This window comes from Halobaculum rubrum (assembly GCF_019880225.1).
Taxonomy (GTDB): Archaea; Halobacteriota; Halobacteria; order Halobacteriales; family Haloferacaceae; genus Halobaculum; species Halobaculum rubrum.
Window position 1 is genome coordinate 383,759 of the sequence record NZ_CP082284.1, and the last position, 22,202, is coordinate 405,960.

Here is a 22,202-nt window from a genome sequence, read left to right on the forward strand (position 1 = left end):
CTGTAAGGGTCTCCACGAGCGGCAAAACGGTTACACCGATGTGGGAGCCACGTCCCCGAATATCGCCACGAGACGGGACCGGATGTCTGGCGCGACCAGAAAGATAGTCACGAAGTACGTGATGATGCCGACTCCAACGAGTACGAGGATGGCCACGAATGAGTACGGATCGACTGCCATCCGCATGACGTATACGATAGCCGCCATGAACGCCGCTGCGACCGCCTCGCGCGATACATCCTTGAGCGGGAGGTCGGACACCGAGAGGTTGAGTATTGCTGCCAAGTGATAGCCCATGTAGAGGCACTGTAGCAACATTCCGACGAAACTGGCGACGATAGCACCGACCACGCCCACCGTTGGTACGAGCAGGACATCGAGAAGCAGATTCGTGGCAACGAGGATTATCCCCCCACGGAACCCCACGTCGGGACGGTCCATCCCGCTCAGAACGCTCCCGAAGCTAGAGCGGAGTCCCTCCGGAATCCGAGTCGCGACAGCGACGACAGCGACCAGTGTCGCCGCGGCGAACTCTCCTGTATAGAAGGTGACGATGATCGGTCGGGCGAGGACGACGAATCCCGCGAATGCGGGGAGGCCGATCAGGAGGCCCAGCACGAGGGCGTCCGAGAGCACCTCCTTGATTCGAGCTTCGTTGTCCTGTGCATCGTGCTTGCTGATCTCGGGAGCACTCGTTCGATTTATGGCGCTGTAAAAGATCGTCAAAATCAGCGAGAACCGAAACCCGATCCCGTACACGCCCGTCGCGGCCTTCCCGAGCAATACGGTGATGACGATGATGTCGATGTTGTCGTAGAAGTGCTGGACGAAGTTGTTGGCGAAGCTGTACCGAGCGAACTCCATCAGACTCCGGAAATGCCGCTTCGCCGGCCGCTCGAAGTCGAATCGCCACACCACCAGCCCAACAGCCACCAGCGCCGCCAGCGTCGACCCCACCAGGTAGCCCGACAACAGCGCCACGGCTCCGAAGCCAGCGACGATCAGCCCGACCTGCACGCTCACCTGGCCCGTCGCGTCGACAAACTCCACCACGCCCGACCGCCCGACGTTGAAGTTACTCGTCAACAGCGCCCCCAGCGTGTCCCGGACCTGGTACGCGACCACCGACCCGACCACGAACACCACCGACAGCCCGCCGTATCCGAAGAAGTCGATCAGCCACGGCGACGCGAGCAGGGCGACCAGCGAGACGCCGAGAACGAGCGCCCCCGACATCAGCAGTCCGGCCGTCGCGAACGCGTTCGGCTCCTCGCCCTCGCTCACGCGCTTCACGATGGCCCCGTTCAATCCGCCGTTCGCCAGCAACACGAGAAACGAGACGATGGTCTCGAACGCGTAGTACGTCCCCAGCGTCGCCTGCGGGTCCACGAGGGCGCGCGTGAAGTAGAGACTCGCAAGCCACGTGACTCCGAGGGCGCCGAGGCGGGCGACCATCCAGCCGACCCCGGAGCGGGCGATGCTCATCGACCGGGAGAAGCGGTTCGGACCACATAAACACCTGCCGTTCGGGGAACGTCCCTATCGGCGTTCGCCGTCTGTGCGGTTCCAGTAGTAGGTCTGACTCTGATGCTCTTTGAGCAGCACGATGTCGCCGGACTTCGCGACGACAACCGTGTTCTCACTCTCGATGGTCGCCGCAATCTGTGCGTCGGTGATACGACCCTGCGGCCCGTCGTTGACCGCCCTGTCGAGAAGGATGTACGAGGGTTCCTCAAGATGGGGATATCGCTCCCCTGACTTCGGCGGGAACAGCCTGAGCTCCGACCGCTGAGCGAGGGCGTTCGAGTACATATAGGTCGTCTTGACCGGTACGCCCTCCGGAATGTGATCGATGAGTGCCCAGGCCGCACGGTCGCTCTCGGAGACCAGCATCGGCTGGTCGCGCTGATACCGGGGATTGTCGGCATCGACGGCGCCGAACGTATAGGTGATGCCGCCGGCCGTCGCGAGGAGCGTGACGAGGAGGACCGCCGAGAGCACCTGTGGAACGCTCGGTCCGACCCACTGGAGGTCGAGGCGGTCGAGTTCGGCCTGTTCGAGGAGCGAACGGACACGGGCCAGTCCGAGGCGACCCGTTTCGGAGTCGAGGGCGAAGTACACGGCTAGCATCAGCAGCGGGACGACGGCGACCGTCCGTTGCTTCAGCGGGTGGATGACCGCCCAGAGCCGCGTCTGGAGGAGATTGATCCCAAAGTAGGGGACCAGAACGAGCGAGAACGACGTAAACAGGGGAAGCAGGCCGAAGATGCCCACGAGTCCCGCAATCCACACCAGCTTCAGCGGCTCGCGAATCAGGTACTCGAACGTCAACACCGGATGCGTGAGCATCCCCGCGATTGTCCCGAACCCGCCCGATCCGTACGGGAAGCCCAGGCCCCCTTCGGAGAAGTTCGAGGTTGGGAACAGCATCTGCGAGGCGAGGACGAACCACGCGATCGCGAGGCCGGCCGGGACCAGCTGCCGATCCCTGTAGAAGAACCACACCGATATGGGGGCGACGAGGAAGACGGCGGCCATGTGTGTGCTGAGACAGACGACCGTGGCGAGGACGGTGCCCCAGTTAGATCCACGGTGCAGGAAGTACACGAGCCACGGGAGCGTCGTACCGGTGAACACGAGCGGTCGGAATCCCTGTGCTACCACCGGGAACGCGTAGGGATGGAACGCGACGACGGCAATGGCCAGCAGCCCGGATCGGGCACCGTAGCGATCCGCAAACAGTCGGAATACGGGATACAGGCCGACGGCGAATGCCAGTATGTTCTACATGTTCAGCACATACCACGACTCGTGGACAGCGTAGAGCGACGCGACGACGTAGACGAACGGGGAGATGCGACTCTGCATCAGCGGCCCGTCCAGGAGGGTGTTCCGCAGTCCGTTCCCGTTGGCGAAGTTCCATACCGACTGGTGGAGTGCGGCAAGGTCTTGGGCGGAGAACTGCGAGAACGACGCGTGGAACTGTCGGCCCAGCAACGCCATCAGAACCATGTAGGCTGCTACGAAGAGGAGGAAGATGCGCGTCCGGCGCTGGAACATCGGTACCTGTGTTCGTGTGAAGGCGAGCTTAAGTATTCCGGAGGATCACGTCGATGTGATTGCGCAAACCGGTACCCTTTTCGCCGATACCGACCTTCCTCCGGCGAACCCTGCGATGCACGCCTCCGTCGTCGTCCCGACGTACGAGCGGCCCGCCAAACTCGAGCGGACGCTCGACTCCGTCTGCGAACAGACCGCAGACGCCTACGAGGTCATCGTCGTCGACGACGGCTCCGAGTCCGACGCGCAGGACGCGGTCCTCGACCGCTACGCCGGGCGCGACCGCGTCACCGTCCTCCGACAGGCGAACGCCGGCCCCGCCACCGCCCGAAATCGCGGCTGGCGCGCCGCCGACGGCGAATACGTGCTCTTCACCGACGACGACTGCATCGTCCCCGAGACGTGGGTCGAGGAACTCGTGGACGCCTTCGAACCGGGCGTCGCCGTCGGCGGCGGCGATCTCGTCCCGATCGCGGACCTCCTGCCCGACAACCCCTTCGCTCGCACACATCGCCTCAGGGACGAACTAGACTACGACGCCCCCGACGGACCCGTCAGGGGCCACGAGGCGTTGAACGTTGGCGGGACGGCCAACGTCGGCTACCGCCGGTCGGTGCTAGCCGAGGTCGACGGCTTCGACGAGTCGTTCCCGCTCGCCGCAGGCGAGGACGCCGACCTTTACCGGCGCGTGCTCGACGCCGGTTACGACGCGAAGTACGTCCCCATCACCGTCCGCCACAACGACGACTATAACTGGCAGTCGTTCACCTCACGCGCGATTCGCTTCGGGGAGGGGACCTGCCACTTGCACCGAAAGCACGGCTCACAGCGCTCTGCCGCCCGGATCGCCGCCGGCCTGATCGGGTCCCCGATATTCTTCCCGGCCGCGCTCGCTCGCTCCCGCGACCCCGTCTCCTCGGCGCTCTACGTGGCAGAGCGGATTCTGAGTCGCTGGGGCGAACTCCGCTGTGCTCTCAGTCGATAGCCCGGCCGTACACGTCCAGCAATTCCCCGACGATCCGTTCGGGCGCGAACCGCTCCGTCACGTACTCCCGGTTCTCTGCGCCGACGTCGGAGCGTTCTCGCGCGGTTCTGATTCCGGCTGCGAGTCCGTCCGGGTCCCGTGGCGGCACCAATAGCTCGTCCTGGGGGACGACCTCCGCGGGCCCGCCGACGGCAGTCGCGACCACCGGAAGGCCCGCCTGCATCGCCTCCAGTATCGTCCGGCCGAACGGCTCCGGCCACACGCCCGGGTGGACGAAGCAGTCCGCTTCGGCGTACGCCACGCGGACCTCCTCGTAGGGGAGATGACCTGCGAACGCGACCCGATTGTCGACGCCCAGGTCGGTGACCAGCGACTCCAACCGCTCCCGCTTGTCCCCGTCGCCGACGATACGGAGCGTCACGTCCTTGGGCAATTCCGACATTGCGCGGACCAGGTACTCGACCCCTTTCTCGTGGATCAGGCTGCCGACGTAAAGCAACTCGTACCCGCCGTCGTCCCGCACGGTGTCCGGGACGGCGAAGGAGGGATCGAGCATGTTCGGCACCACCTCGATGGGGACGCTGTCGAAGCCGTGCTCCCGATACAGGTCTCGTGACGCCGCGCTGAGCGTGACGAATCGCTCGACGTCACACGCCGCTCGTCGTAGCAGGCGGCCGGTCGTCGGCATCGCCAGCAGTTCGTACAGGCGGCGGGGGACATCGGCCGAGACGCCGAACGTCGACTTAGGCAGTAGGTCGTAGGAGTTCAGGGTCGCCACACTCGGCAGGTCGAGGTGCGACGCAACCGCCCCCACTGCCGGCGTGAGCGTGACGTTGTAGGCGTGAACCACGTCGAGCGACGTCAACTCGTCGCGGTGCCGCCAGAGTTCGTACGCCGCGTACGCGTTTCCGACTTCCATGACAGCGTGTGGCGGGCGCCGAAACCGGCGGACCGGCACGCCGTCGACGCTGGTCTCGTCACCGCCGTCGAAACTGAAAACGGTGACGTCATGGCCGCGGTTGCTCAATTGGTCGGCGAGGAGTTTGACGCTGATCTCGCCGCCCCCGCTCACGACGGGGGGGTAGCGGGGTGTTACGAGACCAACGCGCATGCTGGCTCGTCGGCCGCGACGGGTCTAAAAGGTGTCCGATCGGCGGGGCCCGCCGTACACGCTGAGATGGCGGTCCACGACCTCGTCCCACGTTGGAACGGCCGCCACGTCGACTGGTGCGTCCACTGCGTCGCGTACCGCAGACGCGACGGCCGCTGGCGACGGGTCCATGACCGCGACGCACCCATCGACCGCCGCCCACTCCCCGAGCGCCGTGCCGTCGCGGACGACGCATGGTGTCCCGCTCGCCAGCGCCTCCCCCACCGTCAGCCCGTAACTCTCGAAGGACGAGAGCGACAGGTGGGCCGCCGCACCGGCGTAGTACGACGGCAACGCGTCGTGGCCGACGGTGCCCAGGAACGTAACGCGGTCGGCGACGCCGTTTTCGCGGGCGATCCGTTCCAACTCCTCGCGGTACGGTCCGTCGCCCGCCACGAGCAGGTCGTACCCCTCAAGTGCCGGGAGCGCCCGGACGACGTGCTGGACGCCCTTGTACTCCTCCAGTCGGGCCACACAGAGCAGATAGGGACGGTCGCGAACCCGGGGGGTAGCCGATGCAAACGCGTCGACGTCCACTCCGAGCGGAATCTGTTCAGCGTCGACGCCGAAGTCGTCGGCCACATGCCGGCGCTCCCACTCGCTCACGGCGGACACGGTGTCAGCACGCCGGAGCGCTGCCCTGGCGACAGGCCGATAGCCGTTCCAGAGAACGGAGCGGAGCCCGTCCGCACTTGTACCGTGATAGTACGCCGTCGCGACGAACCGTGAGCCACCCTGCCCAAGCGCCGCAAAGATCAGCGGCAGCGAGTGGACGTTGTGCGCGTGGACCACGTCCGCTCCCGCCCGTCGAACCGCCGGCGCAATACCCGGTGCGACGTGGAAAGCGCCGCCCGGACTAAGTGAGCGGTGTCGGTGAACGGTTACGCCGTTCCGGGTCTCGGAACGGGGCACGTCGTCGCCGGCGTCGGCGGTCAGCACGGTCACGTCGTGACCGCGATTCACGAGTCGCTCGGAGATGGCCTGCAACTGCATCTCCACGCCGCCCGTCCGGGGCGCGTACCGGGGCGTCACCTGGAGGATCTTCACGTCTCGCTCGCCTCCACCCCACCCGCAGACACCGGTCGCGCACCGACGACTCCGGATGAGCGCATACCAGCGTCGAGTGCTGCGGGGGGTAAAATCCCTGCGGCATTCTCTGACAGCCCGGAACGGCGAATGCCGCGGTGAAGCAAACGCTTTTTGCCCGCTCCGCAGTCGCCCAGACAATGGTCGGGATCGCCGGCGGAGACACCGCCACCCGGGACCTTGACGCAGTCGTCGACCCCCTTCGTCACGAACCGTGGTACGCGGTGGACCGGGTCTCGGCAGGACAGTACGGCATCACACGTCTCGCACACGGCTCCGGGACCACCGGAACGTGGTCCCAGGGCGACCGCGTCGGAGCCGTCCACGGCCACGTGGACCGGGATCTCGACGAACTCTTTCCCGCACTCTTCGATGATCCCGTTGGCGCGCTCGCAGATCTCGATGGCCCCTTCGTTCTCGCGGCCACGGACGCCGATGCCGACCGGGTTCTCCTCGCAACAGACAAGATGGCGACGACGCCGTGCTACTACACCACCGACGGTGGCTTCGCCTTCGGAACGGAGGTCAAGGGCCCCGTCGCGGCAGTCGAAGACCCCACACCCGACGTCGCCGCCGTCGCGGACCTGCTGGCGACCGAGTTCGTCTGGGGCGACAAGACCCTGGTCGAGGAGGTCACCGCGCTCCCGCCAGCGAGCGTCCTCGAGTACGACGGCGGCGAGGTCACTGGGAGGCGGTACTGGTCATTCAACTTTGACTCCGACGCCACTAAGTCCTACGTGCCGACACTCGTGGACCGCTACCGAGAGGCCGTGGGCGACGTCGCCGACAGCGGCGCTAACGAGAGCGTGGCGATGATGCTTTCAGGCGGCCTCGACAGTCGCGCGCTGGCGGCTTGCCTCGCCGAAATCGACACGGGGTTCCAGACGTTCACCTACGACGCGAACCCTGCCGGTGGCGAGAACGTGCGTTCGGCGCAACGTATTGCTGACCTTCTTGGCGTGGAGAACGAAGTGATCCAGTTCACACCAAATGGCTTCGCGGATGTCCTCGAACAGGGCGTCTCGCTCGCGGACGGGCTCGCGCCGTGGGTCCATTATCACAATCTTCCGTTCACGCTCGACTCGCTCCGCGAGCGGAGCGACCTCCTCATCAACGTCTCCGGCCAGGGCGAGTTCTTCGGCGAGGACATCCTCAGACACCGGGTCACCGGGCCGACGGAGATTCGGGACCTCGTCTACGAGTTCGCCGTCCCCGACCAGCGGAGCGGCACTGCCCTCGGCGGCCTCCTTCAGCAGTACGGCCACCTCGGTCAGTCAGACGTCGACGAAATACTGGCGGCCGAAACGTCTGTCTCAGACTCCATCCAAGCTGAACTGGACCGGTCGCGTGAGTTCTACGACGAGCGATCCGAGCGGGTCCTCGACGCGGTGTACCGGAACTTCTATCCGAATTTCCACTTCAAGTCGAACGCGATCGAGGGCAGTCAGGTGCCGGTCCGAACCCCCTTCGCCGACGGCGATCTCCTCGACGCAATTGCCGGGATGCCCGGCAGGTACCGGCGACAGATTCCTCATGTCACTTCTGAACTCAAGCTGGCCGTCGTCCGCGAGCTCGACCGCGGCACCGAGGACGTGACGTACGAGCGCACCAACACCGCGCCCAGCAGGCCGCTCGCGCTACACACAGCGCGTCACTTCGCCACCAGCGCCCTGCCGAACTCGGACGCCAAGGCCGGAAGCCGCCCACTGATATTCAGTGCGGATCTGCTACAGGGGGTGTTCGGCTCCGGCAGCTACTCGATGTACGGCGCGTGGTATCGCGACCACGACGAGCTCCGGGACCTGATTAGCGACCTCGTTGAGGCTGCCTGTGAGCGGGACTTCTTCGACGCCTCGACGCTCCGGGAACTGGACCGCGAGCACCGAGCCGGAGAGCGCGACAACATCGGAGTTATCGCGGTCGTTACGACAGTCGAAAGCTGGCTCCAACAGCACGTGGACTGACGATCACTCGTACACTTCCCGCAACTCTGCGTCCACGTCCCACATCGCGCTCCCTTCCCCTCGCAGCAACTTCACGCCCGCACGCAGCAGCGACACCTGCGTGTCGAACAGGGCGTACAGCGCCTGGACCGGGCCCAGCAACTCACGCGACCCCAACACCACGAACACGCCGACAGCCACGGGAACGACCACTCCACCCACCCCGGAAACCGACACCCCCGCCGCCGTCGCGACCACCAGCGTCACAGCCAGGAGCCACGGCGAGACGATCATGAACCACCAGTTGAAGGGCAAGACCAAGCGCCCGTATTTCCCGTACCTGCCGAGCGCATCGCGGTGCTGTACCAGCAACCGAATAAGCCCCATCGCGCGCCGGTCCTTCTGCTTGCGGCGCTTCCCGAACGCGGAATGCGCAGCCTCCATATACCGAATCGACGGGTCGAACAGGACCCGCTTGCCGCCGCGACGGATTTTCAGCGCCAACTCGGTGTCGTCGGCGATCGAATCCGGGTCGATGGGCCGGATCTCGTCGTTCTCGAACGCGGAGAACGGCCCGTGAAAAATCAACGTCGAGTCGAGGTGCGACTCCAGCGCCTGAATGTGGCCCTGCACGCCGCGATACCCCGCCTCGACCTCGCTGCCGCCCAGCACGTCCGCGTTCCGGCCCGTGACGGCACCGACGTCGGGGTCGGCCAAGTTCGCCACGGCCTCGCGTAGCGCGTCGTCGGCGACTTCCGAGTCACAGTCGGTCTTCACCACGACCTCGTTTTGTGCCGCCGCGTACGCGTCGTTGAGCGCCGGCGCCAGTCCGCGCCGCTCTTTCTCCTCGATGAGATGCAGCGAGGGAGACTCCCGCCCCTCGAAGAAGTCACGAATCAGGTCCGGCGTTTCGTCGTCACTCGAATCCACGACGACGACCTCCATCTTCTCAGCCGGGTAGTCCCAGTCACAGATGCCCGCGAGTTTGCCCTCGACGATGCGCGACTCGTTGTACGTCGGCAACACCACGCTCACCGTCGGTTCCGCCGCCTCCTTCGCGGCCGGCGACCCAGACGGCCGTATCCACGCGTAGAGCGACAGATACGCGACGTAGGGCGCGGCCGCCACCGCGAGGAGCGCGAGCGCGGCCACCACGAGTGCGTTCATACTGGCGGAGTAGAATACGTCGGGGTAAAACCCCTCCGCCAATACGCGACATCGTGTTTAGTTAAGCGAGTTCCAACAGACGGCAAAGCTTCGTAACCATGTCTCAGCAGTCTCTGGATCGGCGTGGCTGAAACTATTGCTAAACGAGGAAGTTCGTCGTTTTATATCTCGAAAGAGACGTTCGACGGTATTCCGATTTCCATGGCGAATCGTCTGAAATTGGAGACCCACTCGCTGCAATGCAGCCGCTAGGTGCTGTGCGTAATCGACGAGAAACACGGCGCGGAGACGTCGCGTTTCATATAGTGAATCCAGCTGTTACAAGAACCGCACTTCACAAGGCTTATCCTCGTTTTCCAAGTCCATCGATGCAAATGAGTCGAAGCGATAGCGACACGACCCCGGACGGGGGGAACGCCACCACCACCGTCCCGGGCCTCAACTACTCCTTCGCGGGGAAGTCGGCCACCGACGTCCTGGGTGATCTCTATCACATCCCGACGCTCCTTACGATCGTCGCGTTCATGCTGTGGGTCCGCCTCCAGTCCTACAGCAACTTCATCCGCGACGGGCAGGTATATTTCAACGGAAACGACGCGTGGTACCACCTCCGTGAGGTCCGGTACACCGTCGCGAACTGGCCCGCCACGATGCCGTTCGACCCGTGGTCGTACTACCCGTTCGGCACGACGCAAGGGCAGTTCGGTACCCTCTACGATCAGCTGATCGCCACGGCCGCCCTCATCGTCGGCCTCGGCTCCCCCTCCGAGGCGCTCGTCGCCAAGACGCTCCTCGTTGCGCCCGCGGTCTTCGGCGCGCTCGTCGCAGTCCCCACGTATCTCATCGGGAAGCGCCTCGGCGGCCGACTCGCCGGTCTCTTCGGTGCCGTCATTCTGATGCTCCTCCCCGGGACGTTCCTCCGTCGCGGACTCGTCGGGTTCGCCGACCACAACATCGCGGAGCCGTTCTTCCAGGCGTTCGCCGTCGTCGCACTCATGGTCGCGCTCGCGGTCGCCCAGCGGGACCGCCCCATCTGGGAACTCGTCCAGGCTAGTGAGTGGGACGAACTGAAGCCCACCCTCACCTGGAGCGCGCTCGCGGGCGTCGCGGTCGGCCTCTACATCTGGACGTGGCCGCCGGGCGTCCTCCTGCTGGGCATCTTCGCCGCGTACGTCGCGTTCCAGGCCGTCTCAGACTACGCCGGCGACCGCTCGCCGGACCACGTCGCGTTCGTCGCCGTCGTTTCGATGGTCGTCGCGGCGCTGATGGCGCTCCTCAAGTTCGAGGAGGCGACGTTCTCCCCGACGTCGATGAGCCTCATCCAGCCCGCCTTCGCGCTCGCGACCGCTGCGGGCGCGGTCTTCCTCGCGTTCCTCGCGCGCCAACTCGACGCACGCGAGTTTGAGGACCCGCGCCTGAACGACCACGCCTTCGCGGGGATCGTTGGCATACTCGGCGCGGTCGGCGTCCTCCTCGTCATCTTCGTCGAGGCGGCGCCGTTCACGACGATCGAGGGCAACCTCCTCCGGTTCGTCGGCTTCTCCGCGGGCGCGCAGACCCGGACCATCGGCGAGGCCCAACCGTTCCTCCAGTCGGGGCTCGTTCAGTACTACGGCGGCTTCGGCGTCGTGCTCGCCGAGTACGGCTTCGCGTTCATCACCGCCCTCGCGGCGGCGGTGTGGATGCTCGTCAAGCCGCTGTGGAAGCGCGGCACCACGAGCGACTACTACTACCTCGCCGGCTCGGCGCTCGTCGTCCTGTTCGTGTTCGTCGGCGCGCCGATCTTCAACGACCTCACGGGCGCGCTCGGACTCAACCCGCAGGTGGCCGGCCTCGCGCTCGTCGCACTGATCGTGTTTGGCGCGGCCGCACGCGTCCGCTACGACGCCGAACACCTGTTCGTGTTCGTGTGGGCGGCGTTCATCACCGCGGCGGCGTTCACGCAGGTGCGCTTCAACTACTACCTCGCGGTCGTCGTCGCGGGGCTGAACGCCTACTTCCTGAAGGAGATCCTCGCGATCATCGGGATCGACTTCTCGGCGGACCTCTCGATGCCGGACGTCGAGACGTACCAGATCATCGCGGTGGTGCTCACAGTGCTGGTCGTCCTCGGCCCGGTGCTGGTCGTCCCGCTGACGCTCGGCAACACCGGCCAGGCGTCCATCGACCGGACGAACACCGCCGTCGGCGTCGGCAACAGCACCGGCCCGGGTGCGGTGACGATCTGGGACGAGAGCCTGCAGAAGATGAACGACAACACGCCCGCCGAGGGCAACCTCGGCGGCGCCGGCAACGCGGACGACCTCGACTACGACGGCACCTACCAGCGGCCCGCCGACGGCGATCACGACTACCCGGAGGGTGCCTACGGCGTGATGTCGTGGTGGGACTACGGTCACTGGATCACCACGCGCGGCGAGCGCATCCCGCACGCGAACCCGTTCCAGCAGGGCGCCACCTCCGCGGCGAACTACCTCCTCGCGCCCAGCGAGGAGGAGGCAAGCGAGGTGCTCGCGAACATCGACGACGACGGCGAGGCCGAACACATGCGCTACGTCATGGTCGACTGGCAGATGGTCACGGTCGGCTCGAAGTTCGGCGCGCCCGTCGTCTTCGACGACGACACGAACGCCTCGGACTACTACGCGCCGACGCTGCGCGCCCAGCAGACCCAGCAGGGCACTCGCTACGGCGTCGCCTTCCGGGACAAGAAGCAGCGCTACTACGAGAGCATGATGGTGCGGCTGTACATGTACCACGGCAGCCGCGCCGACCCGACGGTGAACACGCTGTTCGGCGAGCGCGTGGTCGTGTTCGACTACGACACCGTCTCCGCCGAGGACGGCACCAGCTACAAGGTGCTGCCGCAGGGCGAGAACGCCTCCGCGATCCGGACGTTCGCCAACGAGAGCGCCGCCCAACAGTTCGTCGAGGAGGACGGCAGCGCCCAGATCGGCGGCGTCGGCTCGTTCCCGCGCGAGAGCGTGTCCGCGCTGGAGCACTACCGGCTCGTGAGCACCTCCGAGACCTCGGCGTACGCCTCCAGCCAGTACCAGCGGACGGTACTGCAGGAGTCGCAGTCGCTGGGGCTGCGCCCGTCGCTGCTGCAGCAGACGCAGCCGCAGTGGGTGAAGACGTTCGAGAAGGTGCCAGGCGCGACCGTCGAGGGCGACGGCGCCGACCCCAACGAGACGGTCACCGCGACCGTCGAGATGCGGGTACCCGAGGGCGGCTCCGGCGGCAACGCCTCGACGTTCACCTACGAGCAGCAGGTGACCGCGAACGAGGACGGCGAGTTCGAGTTCACCGTCCCGTACTCGACGGCCGGCTACGACGAGTACGGCCCCGAGAACGGCTACACCAACGTGAGCGTTCGCGCGACGGGCGCGTACACGGTCACCGGCGAGGCCGAGAGCAACGAGTCGGCGTACATCGTCCGCAACCAGGGGACGTTCAACGTGAGCGAGGGCGCCGTCAACGGCGACACCGACGAGACGGTGACGGTGACCCTCGATGAGGAAGTTCTGCGCGAGCCCGAGGGCGCGCAGAACGGCTCGGAGACGAACAACACGACCGACGGCTCCGACAACACGAGCTCGCTGCCAGCGGAGTTCGACTCGATCGAGGGCCTCGACACGGGGACCGACGACGGGTCGTCCGGCGACGCGGGTGACGGAACGCTGTCGGGAACGGACGCGGCGAGCGAGGCGGAACCGTCGGTCCGTGCCCCGATCCGCCGACCCGTCACGCCGTAGATGACGGACCCCGGCGGCGATGACGCGGTCGACGCGGCGGACGCGCAGGACGCGAGCGGATCGGCGGACGCGACGGATACGAGCGCGAGGGGCGACCCGAACGCGACAGCCGACGCGACCCTGATCGAACGCGACGAGGGACCGCTGGGAACGTACCTCAGAGGCCTCGCGATGGGGACCGCCGACGCCGTCCCCGGCGTCTCCGGCGGGACCATCGCGCTGATCACCGGGATCTACGACCGCCTCATCGCCGCGATCACGGCCGCCTCGCCGTCGCTCGCGCGCCGGGTGCTCGAGGGGCTGCTCGGCGACCGCGAGGAGCTGCGAGCAGTCTGGACCGACATCGACGGAACGTTCCTGCTCGCGCTCGGCGCCGGGATCGCCACCGCGATCCTCACCGTCACCCGAGTGTTACACGTCACGCTGGAGACGGTCCCCGTGCTCACGTACGGGTTCTTCTTCGGGCTCATCGGCGCGTCGGCGGTCGTGCTCAGGGGCGAGTTCCGCGTCGACACCGCCGGCCGGGCCGCCGCGGCCGTCGCGGGTGTGGCGCTCGCGTTCGTCGCCTCCGGGCGGGCCTCGGCCGCGCTCGGCGAGACCGCGCTCGCGACGTTCCTCGCGGGGGCGGTCGCGGTGAGCGCGATGATCCTCCCCGGGATCTCGGGGTCGCTCCTGCTGGTCATCCTCGGGCAGTACGACCGGATGACCGAGGCGCTGTCCGTGTTCGTCGACGCGCTGTTGGCGCTCGCGACCGGCGGGCCGACGGCGACGGTCGTCGAGACCGGCGTCCCGGTCGTCGCGTTCCTCGCGGGCGGCGTCGTCGGACTGTTGACCGTCGCCCACGCGGTGCGGGCGGCGCTTGCGGCCCGACGCGAGGCGACGCTCGCGTTTCTCATCGGTCTCATCGTGGGCGCGCTCCGGGCGCCGGTCGCCCGCGTCGGCGAGGAAGTGGCCGCGTGGACCGCCGCGGTCGGCGGCGAGTTCGTCGTCGCGGCCGCGGTCGGCGCGCTGCTGGTCGTCGGAATCGACCGCCTCGCCGGCGGCGTCGACCTGGACTGACCGAACTCCGGCGGCATCGACCCGGATCGAGCGGCCAGGTCGCGACCCGCGGGCGTTTTGTCCCGCCGTCGCCCAGCACCGATATGAGCGACGAGGCGACGAGTGCAACCGACGCGGAGGGGGGCGCGGACCCCGTTCGAGAGGTGACCGTCCGGGCGTCGGGCCACGAACACGTCAGCGCCGAACACGCGAGTACCTTCGAGGTGACGGGCGACGACTGGCTCACGCCCGCGGGCGACTGCATCCTGGCGGTGGAGGCGGACACGACCCCCGCGGACGTGCCGCGGTCGTTCGTCGAGGCGTGTCGCTCGCGCGAGGCGACGATCACCGCGGAGTTTCGCGCCGCCGACGCGACGGAAACCGTGACGGGTTACGGCCATCCCGACCTCACCTACGAGGGCGACCGGAGCATGGTCGGCCGGACGAGCGACTACGTCGACGAGCGGACGATCATGATCGGGGCCGACAAGGCCGCCGCGGGGTTCGACCGTCGACTCGTGACGGCACTGGAGCGGGGCGCGCCGCTGACGGTGACGCTGCGGGTCGACCCGTAGCGGAACGAAACCCGCCGACGGTCGCGGCCGAAGGGAGGGGAGTCGTCCGCGTCCCGTGTGAGGCAACGGTTCTTGTACGATGCCGCCCGAGGGCGGTTCATGAGCGACGACGAGCCGAGCGAGAACATCAGCGGCGGCGACGCCGGCGGCGGCAGCCCGGCCGCGTTCGGGGCGGCGGCGAACCCGGCCTCGCGCGCGGAGGCGGTCGTCGACGCCCTCGGCGACCTGTACTGGCGGAAGGCGTACGGCGGTCAGGACGCCTTCGAGTGTCTCGTCCGGACGATCCTCTCGCAGAACACCAGTGACAAGGCGAGCCAGCCGGCCCACGACGCGCTGATGGCGCGGTACGGGCCGGGCGGACCGGAGTGGAACGGCGATCTCGCGGCGTCACTCGCGGACGCCGCACGGGACGAGCTCGCCGAGACCATCTCCGGGGCGGGTCTGTACAACGTGAAATCCGAGCGGATACTGGCGCTCGCCGAGCGCGTCGTCGAGGAGTACGGCGGCGCCGACGGGTTCGACGCGTTCGTACGGGACGAGGACCCGAGGAGGATCCGCGAGACGCTGCTCGAAATGAACGGCGTCGGCCCCAAGACGGCGGACTGCGTCCTCCTGTTCGCCGGCGGCCGCGGCGGCGTCTTTCCCGTCGACACGCACGTCCACCGCATCTCGCGACGGATGGGGCTGGCTCCCGCCGGGGCCGACCACGAGGGCGTCCGCGAGGCGCTGGAGACGGGGGTGCCGGCCGGGAAGTGCGGCTTCGGCCATACCGCGATGATCCAGTTCGGGCGGGAGTACTGCACCGCCCGCGAGCCGGCGTGTCTGGAGGGACCCGAGGCCTGCCCGCTGTACGATCGCTGCGACCGTGTGGGTATCGACGAACTCGCGGGGGAGGCAGTCGACCCGAGCGAGGCCGTCGCCGACGAGTGAGAACGCGACGCCGTCGGCCGGACGGTTCTCACGCGAGTTCGGTCCGGATCGCCCGCTCGACCCGGTCGATCGCGTCCTGTACGCGCGGATACAGCGCCATCACGGACGAGTCGTCATAGCCGCCGAGATCGTCGCCGAACAGCACGTCGAGCGCCTCCTCCAGCGCCGCCGCCGCACGCGACAGCCGGTCGTTCGCGGACTCCGCATCGCCGCGCTCGGCGGTCACCGTCGCCGCGTCGACCGCCTCCAGCGCTGCTGAGAGCCGGTCGACGACCTCGTCGCCGCCGCGGTCCCGTCGAGCGAACTCGCTCGCCAGATCGAGCAGGGCCGACAGTTCCGCACGCAGCGTGCGCGCGAGACTCGCCTTCCCCGTCTCGATCCCCTCGCGGACCGCCTCGCCGTCGTCGCCGAAGTCGCCCGGAGTGACGCGGTACGACCCGGGGCGCCCCTCGCCATCGACGATCTCCACCGTGTACGCGCCGTCGCGGTGGACAGCGACGGCGAAGCGGTCGTCCTCCACCGGGGCTCCGTCGTAGACGACGCCGGCGTAGTCCTCGATGATTCGGATCTGCGCGATCCCGGTGGCGCTACGGCCGTCACCGCGGATCCAGCCGGCGTCCTCGTTCGCGACGACTGTCAGGTCGCCCGCCGAGCCGGCTCGGAGGAGTCCGCCGTCGTGGACGAACCCCGCCGCGAGCGGCGCGATCCCCGGCGCGTTCACGGTGAGTCGATGCTCGCCGGGCGCGACGTGCAGATAGCCGAACGTGCCGGCTCTCGTGACGGCCGCGACCGGGTCCTCGCTCGCGAGTTGGGTGCACAGCTCGACCGGCGGCCTTCCGAAGGAGACGGAGATCGAATCCGCGAGCGCGTCGCGCGCCCCCCGGCTCACTCGATCGAGCGCACCCTCGGCACCCGCACGGAGCAGCCGCACTCGACCGACGACGCGGTTTCGCAGTCCCGCCGGCGACGACCCGTCGATGTGCCGCCGGTGTGCGGGGTCGGTGACGTCCGCGAGGGGGTCGCGGAACCGCTCTTGCTCCCAGGGGATGCCGACCGACGTGATGTGGCTCGCGAGTCGGTCCTCCACGAAGCCGGGGATCGCGAACTCGAAGCTCAACTGCGGGCCGACGAAGTCGTCGATCGCGTCGGTGAGGACGTCGATCGGCTCGAGCGCGTAGGTGGCGTCTCCGTCGGTCGCGCTCTCCGGGTGCGTGAAGACGAGTCCGGGCACGCGAAGCGGCAGCGACTCCGGCGGTCGGGGAAGCCCGCGCCAGTCGGTCACGGTGACCGCCGCGTCGATGAACCCCTCCGGGCCGACCGAGAGATCCGGGTGGTCGTCGAGGCGGTGGCCGTCGAGTTCCGGCATGACGAACGGGAGTCGCGCTCCCTCGTCGCGCGGGAGGCCGTAGGCGAACCGCGTCAGGTCACCCGACGCGACGTCGACGAAGTCGTTCGACACGTCCGAGTTCCACCCGCCGCTCGCGAGTCGCTCGAACGTCGGGACGCGTCCGTTGACCTCGCTCGCGCTCGAGTGGGAGCCGACCTCCGCGAGGACGCCCGGGCGAGTGTCCCCCGAAAGATCCGGATCGAGGAACTCGTTGTTCGGGACCGACCGCGAATGCGCACTCGCCGACAGGAGCAGGGGCCGCCCGGACTCGCGGTCGACGAACACCTGCAACAGCTCCCAGTCGTGCCAGTGGAAGTTGACCGTGAACTGGTCGAACACCGAGTACTGCCAGTACTGGACCGCGTCGATGCCGTCCGCGGCCTCGACGACGTTGTAAAACACCGTCGGGGTCGGCGGCTCGCCCGTCTCAGCGAACGCGGCCGTGTACTCGTCGAGCGCGGTGAACCCGTCGACGACTCTGCCCTCGGCCGTCTCGACGACGTACGGGCGCGGATCGGTCGGGAACCACTTCTCTAGCCGCCCGTAGTAGAGGTCGGGCGCGTATCGACGGACCAGTGCGGCCGTTTCGTCGGGTAGAGTCTCCTCGGTCGGCGTCTCACCGGTCGGCGCCTCGGTCGCGTCCGCGGTCGGCGTCGAGGTCGCGAACGGCGTTTCGGCCGGCGTTTCGGCCGGCGGCGACCCGTCGGGACGCGTTGCGCCCCACGCGCCGGCGACCCCGGCGGCGCCGAGCACTCCCACACCAGCGATCCCGAGGAGGCGACGACGGCGCTCGTCGAGGCCGCTCCGCTCGGAGATATCGTCCGCGACGCCGTCCTCGGCGACGCGGTCGGGCGCGCTCGTCTCGTCGGTCGACTCCTCGACGGGCGGGTCGTCGTCCGCCCCTGGACCTGTAACCACGGCTGTTCTGCACAGTTCACGCCGGGAACCGGTATATGTCTGTCTGCGTCCCGTCCAGCTCGGAACTCGCAGCGAAGGTGCCAGTGGGACACTGAATCGACGGCGATCCCGGCGTCGGCGAGTCCGTCAGTCCACCGAGCACTCCGCCGCGGGAACGCCCTTTACGGCTGCCCTCGACTGCTCGTCGGTGGTCTCGTCGGAGATTCGCCGGGGGCCGCCGAGAGCATCGGCAGCGAGAGCGTGTCGTCGAACGCGAGCGCGAACCGCGGGAACGGGTCCGCGAGGAACGCCTCGGGGTCGTCGACGCCCGCAAGCGACACGAGGAGGGCAAACACGGCGTGTGTCAGGACCGGAGGCCTCACCGCATCGCTTCAGCGATCTGCGAGACACAGTCACCCGTGCTAGCTATTGGTCCAGCTGCTCCGGCTCGTGGCGTTCGATCCCCTCGATGAGGTACGTCGCGCTCGTGGGGGTCGTCGCGAGCGGGACGTCGTGGACGTCACAGACCCGTAACAACGCGGAGATGTCCGGCTCGTGCGGCTGGGCCGTTAGCGGGTCACGCAGGAAGACGATCCCGTGGCAGTCGCCGTTGGCGACCTCCGCGCCGATCTGCATGTCGCCGCCGAGCGGGCCGGAAGACTTCCGCTCGACGGTGAGGTCGGTCTCCTCGTTGAGGCGCTTGCCGGTCGTCCCAGTCGCAATCAGGTCGTGGGCGGCGAGCACCTCGGTGTACTCCCGGGCGAACTCGACGAGGGTGTCCTTCTGTTCGTCGTGGGCGATGAGCGCGAGGCGCATACCCGTTCCTCGACGGGACGGAACTTGAGTCCCGGCAGTGGTCAGTCGAGCTATCGTGAGCGTCTCACGACCGGTCCACGTGCGGGACCAGTCCGTGTTGTACCGCGAGTGAGGCCGAAGTTCTCGTGAGCGAAGCGAACGAGAGCACGGAGGGCGAGCGGAGCGAGCCCTCCGAAGGCCGAGCGAGCGGCCCTTTTGATCATGAACGGGTTTTGACGGGGGTCGAGCGCCCAAAGGGCGCGAGGCCCCCGTTAAAAGTGGTTCATTTGAATCGGAACGTCTCCAGGTTCTTCGGCGCGAACGTCCGCATGTTGTAGTCGTGATACAGCGCCGAGGAGAAGTCCTGCACGGAACGCTCGTCGCCGTGGACGCACAGCACCTTCTCCGGGCGCGGGTTCATCGTCTTCACGAAGTTCTCCAGCCCCTGGCGGTCGGCGTGCCCGGAGAAGCCGTCGACCGTCTCGACACCCATCCGGAGGGTGATCGTCGAGTCGCGGCTCTTGTTGCGCGGATCCTGCACGGGGATCTCCTCCCAGCCGTTCTGGATCCGGCGCCCCAGCGTCCCCTGTGCCTGGTAGCCCACGAAGGTGAGCTTCGACTGCTCTTCGGTGCCGAGGTGGCGCAGCCACGACATGATCGGGCCGCCGGTCATCATCCCGGAGGTAGAGAGAATGATGCAGGGGCCGCCGTCGGCGACCTCCCGGCGCTCGTCCTCGCCCCCGTCGATGTGATTGAACTGGTCGGCGAGGAAGGGGTTCTCGTCCTCGTGGAAGATGCGGTCGCGCAGTTCGTCGCGGAGGTACTCGGGGTAGGTGGTGTGGATCGCCGTCGCCTCCCAGATCATCCCGTCGAGGTGGACCGGCATCTCCGGGATCTTGTCGTTTCGCATCGCCTCCTCCAGCACCATCATGATCTCCTGGGAGCGCCCGACCGCGAACGCCGGGATCAACACCTTCCCGTCGTCCTCGTACGTCTCGTTGATCACGTCGACCAGTTTTTCCTCGGAGTCCTCCTGGTCGGTCTGGTAGTCGTTGCGACCGCCGTAGGTGGACTCCATCACGAGCGTCTCCACGCGCGGGAAGTCGTTGACCGCGCCGTTGAACAGGCGGGTGTCGTCGTAGTGGATGTCGCCGGAGAAGGCGACGTTGTAGAGGCCGTCGCCGATGTGGAAGTGCGAGACGGCCGACCCGAGGATGTGGCCCGCGTTGTGGAACGTGAGCTTCATATCGGGCGCGATGTCGGTCACGTCGCCGTACTCCAGCGGGATGGTGTGTTTGATCGCCTCGCGAACCTGTGCGGACTCGTAGGGGGGCGTGCGCCCCTCCTTGCTCGCCACGTCGAGGTAGTCGAGCGTGAGCAGCCCCATCAGGTCGCGCGTCGGCTCCGTGCAGTAGATCGGCCCGTCGTAGCCGTACTTGAACAGCAGCGGGATGAGCGCGGAGTGGTCGAGGTGGGCGTGCGTGAGCACGACCGCGTCGATGTTCTGTGCGCCCGCGCCCAGCGCCTCCGGCACCTGGAGATACGGCACCTCGCCTTCCGCGCCGGGCTTGTCGCCGCAGTCGACGAGGATCCGCGTCTCGGCGGTGTTGAGAATGAACGAGGCGCGCCCGACCTCGCGGCAGCAGCCGAGCGTGGTGATGCGGACCCACTGCTCGTCGGCCATCTCCTCGCGGTGGATGGTGCGGCCGACCCGCTCGAGGATGTCGCGGCGCTCCTCGCGCTCCTGTTTCAGGAAGTTGCGGACGTTCGAGACGGTGGAGGACTCGATCGGCGGCGTGCGGACGACCTCGGGCGTCCACCCCACCTCCTGGGTGATCTCCCGGAGGGTCGAGCCGCGGCGGCCGATGACCATGCCGGGCTTTTCGGCCTCGATGACGACCTCGCCGGTGTCCTCGTGGAAATCGAGGTCGGCGACGCCGGCGTCGTCGGGGATGATCTCCTGGATCTTCGCCTCCGCCTCGCTCGGCTCGGAGAGCACGTCCGGATGCGGCCGGATCGTGATACGCTTTCGGAGCTTGGAGGCGAGCTGTCGGACGAGGTCGCCGTCCTGGGCGAACTCTTTCGGATGGCGCGTGTACACCACCAGCTCCGGACCCTCGTACTTGACGTCGGTGACGGAGATGTCGTCGGGGATCTCCGATTCGATCTGTGCTTTCGTGTCGGCTAACTGCTTCTCGACTTGACTCATATGTGAGAGGATCGTCGCGGGTCCCGGAGGGCGCGGCTGTCGGACGCGACGCCCTCGGGTCGACTGTGAGTTGAAGACTGCATGCGTACGGGACGCTCCGTTGTAGCTGCCCTCGTGGGCGACGGAAAACCCGCTTATTACCCCGTATCCCCCGCGTGTTATAAAACCCTTCGCAAACCACTACCCGTGGTCGGTCCGAACGGACCCTATGCGACTCACGCCTGCGTCCGTGGCCGCCGAACGCGACCGCCTCCGCGAGCGCGCCGCCGCGGTCGTCCCCTTACTCAACGACACCCGGGCCGCGCTCGGCGAGTTGTTCGACACCGACGTCGACCCCGTCACCGACGAGCGGTACCGCCGGGAGGTGGACCGCGTGTTCGCCGACGGCGACCGCGCGGTCAACGTCGCCGCCCTCGCGGGGCTCCTGCGCGAGCTGGACGTGGAGGGCGACTATCCGGGCTTCGTCGTCGACGAGCTGCTCGGGCGGCGACTCGCATCGACTATCGCCGGCGGCCAGCCGCTCGCGCTGCTGGCGGAGGCGACGTTCCACTTCGCGGATACCCGGACACACGGCGGCCCCGACGACGCCGCGGGCGCGGACGACCTCGACGCCGCACTGGCGGCGGGCTTCCAGACCAGACTCCCGGGCTGGTCGTGGCGCGAGGGCGACAGTCCGTTCGCGGTGGAGCCACACGAGGACTAGGTCACCCCGTCGTGTGGATCAGCGTCACGAGGGGCTCCTCGTCGGGAGCGTCGTCGTCGGGGACCGCGACCGACTCGGGGTATCGCTCGAAGCCCGCCGACTCGTAGAACGGCACCAACCCCTCCCGGCAGAGGAGGACCGGGTTCACGTCGCCGAGGCGGTCGTGTGTGACGACCGCCTCGAGGAGAGCCCGACCGACGCCGTCGCCCCGGCGCTCCGTGGCGACGACGACGTCGTAGACGCGGGCGTAGTAGACGAAATCCGTGATGACGCGGGCGGCGGCGATCAACTCGTCGCCGTCGCGGAGCCCGAGCGCCAGGTCCGTGTTCGCCAGCGCGTGCGCCACGTCGTCGCGCTCGCGGTCGTCCCACCAGCCGTACTCCCGGTAGAGCGCGAGGAGATCGTCCGTGTCGTCGGCGGCGAGTTCGACTCGCGTGAGCGTCACAGCAGCGACTTCCGCGGCGCCGGTCGTAAGCGTTGGCGACGCCCGTCACCGGGTACCACGGCGGGGAAACGCACTTG

At 67.6% G+C, this 22,202-nt stretch carries 18 protein-coding genes and 1 pseudogene; 7 read left to right on the top strand and 12 right to left on the bottom strand.

Annotated features, from left to right (window positions below):
• Positions 1–30: 30 nt before the first annotated feature.
• The 3 genes from K6T25_RS02020 to K6T25_RS02030 are packed head-to-tail and all read right to left on the bottom strand — an operon-like array spanning position 31 to position 3,060.
• Positions 31–1,485 (bottom strand): oligosaccharide flippase family protein, encoded by a 1,455-nt coding sequence (locus tag K6T25_RS02020; protein ID WP_222916056.1) that lies wholly within the window; start codon positions 1,483–1,485, stop codon positions 31–33.
• A 54-nt stretch (positions 1,486–1,539) separates the two neighbouring features.
• The gene (locus K6T25_RS02025) at positions 1,540–2,781 is read right to left on the bottom strand and encodes a DUF2079 domain-containing protein (protein ID WP_222917811.1); all 1,242 of its coding nucleotides are present in this window, start codon (positions 2,779–2,781) and stop codon (positions 1,540–1,542) included.
• 3 nt (positions 2,782–2,784) lie between these two features.
• Positions 2,785–3,060: a hypothetical protein gene (locus K6T25_RS02030; RefSeq protein WP_222916058.1), complete on the bottom strand. Its 276-nt coding sequence runs from the start codon at positions 3,058–3,060 to the stop codon at positions 2,785–2,787.
• Positions 3,061–3,175: 115 nt separating this feature from the next.
• Here K6T25_RS02030 and K6T25_RS02035 point away from each other — a divergent pair, with 115 nt between their 5' ends.
• Positions 3,176–4,045 carry a glycosyltransferase family 2 protein gene (locus K6T25_RS02035; protein WP_222916059.1) on the top strand — a complete coding sequence of 290 codons (870 nt, stop codon included), beginning with the start codon at positions 3,176–3,178 and terminating at the stop codon, positions 4,043–4,045.
• On the opposite strand, the gene K6T25_RS02040 is transcribed toward K6T25_RS02035, so the two are convergent.
• A complete protein-coding gene (locus tag K6T25_RS02040; protein ID WP_222916061.1) occupies positions 4,035–5,156 on the bottom strand; it encodes a glycosyltransferase family 4 protein in 1,122 nt (373 codons plus the stop codon). The two genes, K6T25_RS02035 and K6T25_RS02040, sit on opposite strands and share 11 nt — an antisense overlap.
• 24 nt (positions 5,157–5,180) lie before the next feature.
• Positions 5,181–6,242 carry a glycosyltransferase family 4 protein gene (locus K6T25_RS02045; RefSeq protein WP_222916063.1) on the bottom strand — a complete coding sequence of 354 codons (1,062 nt, stop codon included), beginning with the start codon at positions 6,240–6,242 and terminating at the stop codon, positions 5,181–5,183.
• A gap of 179 nt (positions 6,243–6,421) precedes the next feature.
• On the opposite strand from K6T25_RS02045, the gene K6T25_RS02050 reads away from it, so the two are divergent.
• Positions 6,422–8,245 (top strand): asparagine synthase-related protein, encoded by a 1,824-nt coding sequence (locus K6T25_RS02050; protein WP_222916065.1) that lies wholly within the window; start codon positions 6,422–6,424, stop codon positions 8,243–8,245.
• A gap of 3 nt (positions 8,246–8,248) precedes the next feature.
• Here the strand turns inward: K6T25_RS02050 and K6T25_RS02055 are convergent, their stop codons facing one another.
• Together K6T25_RS02055 and K6T25_RS02060 are read right to left on the bottom strand one after the other, a co-directional pair.
• Positions 8,249–9,391, bottom strand: coding sequence for a glycosyltransferase (locus tag K6T25_RS02055; RefSeq protein ID WP_222916067.1), 1,143 nt, complete (start codon positions 9,389–9,391; stop codon positions 8,249–8,251).
• A 57-nt stretch (positions 9,392–9,448) separates the two neighbouring features.
• A pseudogene (locus K6T25_RS02060) lies at positions 9,449–9,673 on the bottom strand (IS6 family transposase); the annotation flags it as partial.
• A 92-nt stretch (positions 9,674–9,765) separates the two neighbouring features.
• Between K6T25_RS02060 and K6T25_RS02065 the strand changes: the two are divergent.
• The 4 genes from K6T25_RS02065 (at position 9,766) to K6T25_RS02080 (ending at position 15,689) form a co-directional block, all read left to right on the top strand.
• A complete protein-coding gene (locus tag K6T25_RS02065) occupies positions 9,766–13,146 on the top strand; it encodes an oligosaccharyl transferase, archaeosortase A system-associated (protein WP_222916069.1) in 3,381 nt (1,126 codons plus the stop codon).
• A gap of 171 nt (positions 13,147–13,317) precedes the next feature.
• A complete protein-coding gene (locus tag K6T25_RS02070) occupies positions 13,318–14,205 on the top strand; it encodes a DUF368 domain-containing protein (protein ID WP_222917813.1) in 888 nt (295 codons plus the stop codon).
• Positions 14,206–14,288: 83 nt separating this feature from the next.
• Positions 14,289–14,759: a DUF371 domain-containing protein gene (locus K6T25_RS02075; protein WP_222916071.1), complete on the top strand. Its 471-nt coding sequence runs from the start codon at positions 14,289–14,291 to the stop codon at positions 14,757–14,759.
• Positions 14,760–14,858: 99 nt separating this feature from the next.
• Positions 14,859–15,689, top strand: coding sequence for an endonuclease III domain-containing protein (locus K6T25_RS02080; RefSeq protein WP_222916073.1), 831 nt, complete (start codon positions 14,859–14,861; stop codon positions 15,687–15,689).
• Between the two features lie 28 nt (positions 15,690–15,717).
• On the opposite strand, the gene K6T25_RS02085 is transcribed toward K6T25_RS02080, so the two are convergent.
• The 4 genes from K6T25_RS02085 to K6T25_RS02100 all read right to left on the bottom strand — a co-directional run bounded on the left by K6T25_RS02085 (position 15,718) and on the right by K6T25_RS02100 (position 20,977).
• Positions 15,718–17,994, bottom strand: coding sequence for a hypothetical protein (locus K6T25_RS02085; protein ID WP_222916075.1), 2,277 nt, complete (start codon positions 17,992–17,994; stop codon positions 15,718–15,720).
• 161 nt (positions 17,995–18,155) lie between these two features.
• Positions 18,156–18,329 (bottom strand): DUF7332 family protein, encoded by a 174-nt coding sequence (locus K6T25_RS02090; protein WP_222916077.1) that lies wholly within the window; start codon positions 18,327–18,329, stop codon positions 18,156–18,158.
• Between the two features lie 70 nt (positions 18,330–18,399).
• The gene (locus tag K6T25_RS02095) at positions 18,400–18,789 is read right to left on the bottom strand and encodes a methylglyoxal synthase (RefSeq protein ID WP_222916079.1); all 390 of its coding nucleotides are present in this window, start codon (positions 18,787–18,789) and stop codon (positions 18,400–18,402) included.
• A 262-nt stretch (positions 18,790–19,051) separates the two neighbouring features.
• On the bottom strand, positions 19,052–20,977 hold the full coding sequence (locus K6T25_RS02100; protein WP_222916081.1) for a beta-CASP ribonuclease aCPSF1: 1,926 nt from the start codon (positions 20,975–20,977) through the stop codon (positions 19,052–19,054).
• A gap of 208 nt (positions 20,978–21,185) precedes the next feature.
• On the opposite strand from K6T25_RS02100, the gene K6T25_RS02105 reads away from it, so the two are divergent.
• A complete protein-coding gene (locus tag K6T25_RS02105) occupies positions 21,186–21,680 on the top strand; it encodes a DUF7984 family protein (protein ID WP_222916083.1) in 495 nt (164 codons plus the stop codon).
• 1 nt (position 21,681) lies between these two features.
• On the opposite strand, the gene K6T25_RS02110 is transcribed toward K6T25_RS02105, so the two are convergent.
• Positions 21,682–22,125 carry a GNAT family N-acetyltransferase gene (locus K6T25_RS02110; protein WP_222916085.1) on the bottom strand — a complete coding sequence of 148 codons (444 nt, stop codon included), beginning with the start codon at positions 22,123–22,125 and terminating at the stop codon, positions 21,682–21,684.
• Positions 22,126–22,202: the final 77 nt, after the last annotated feature.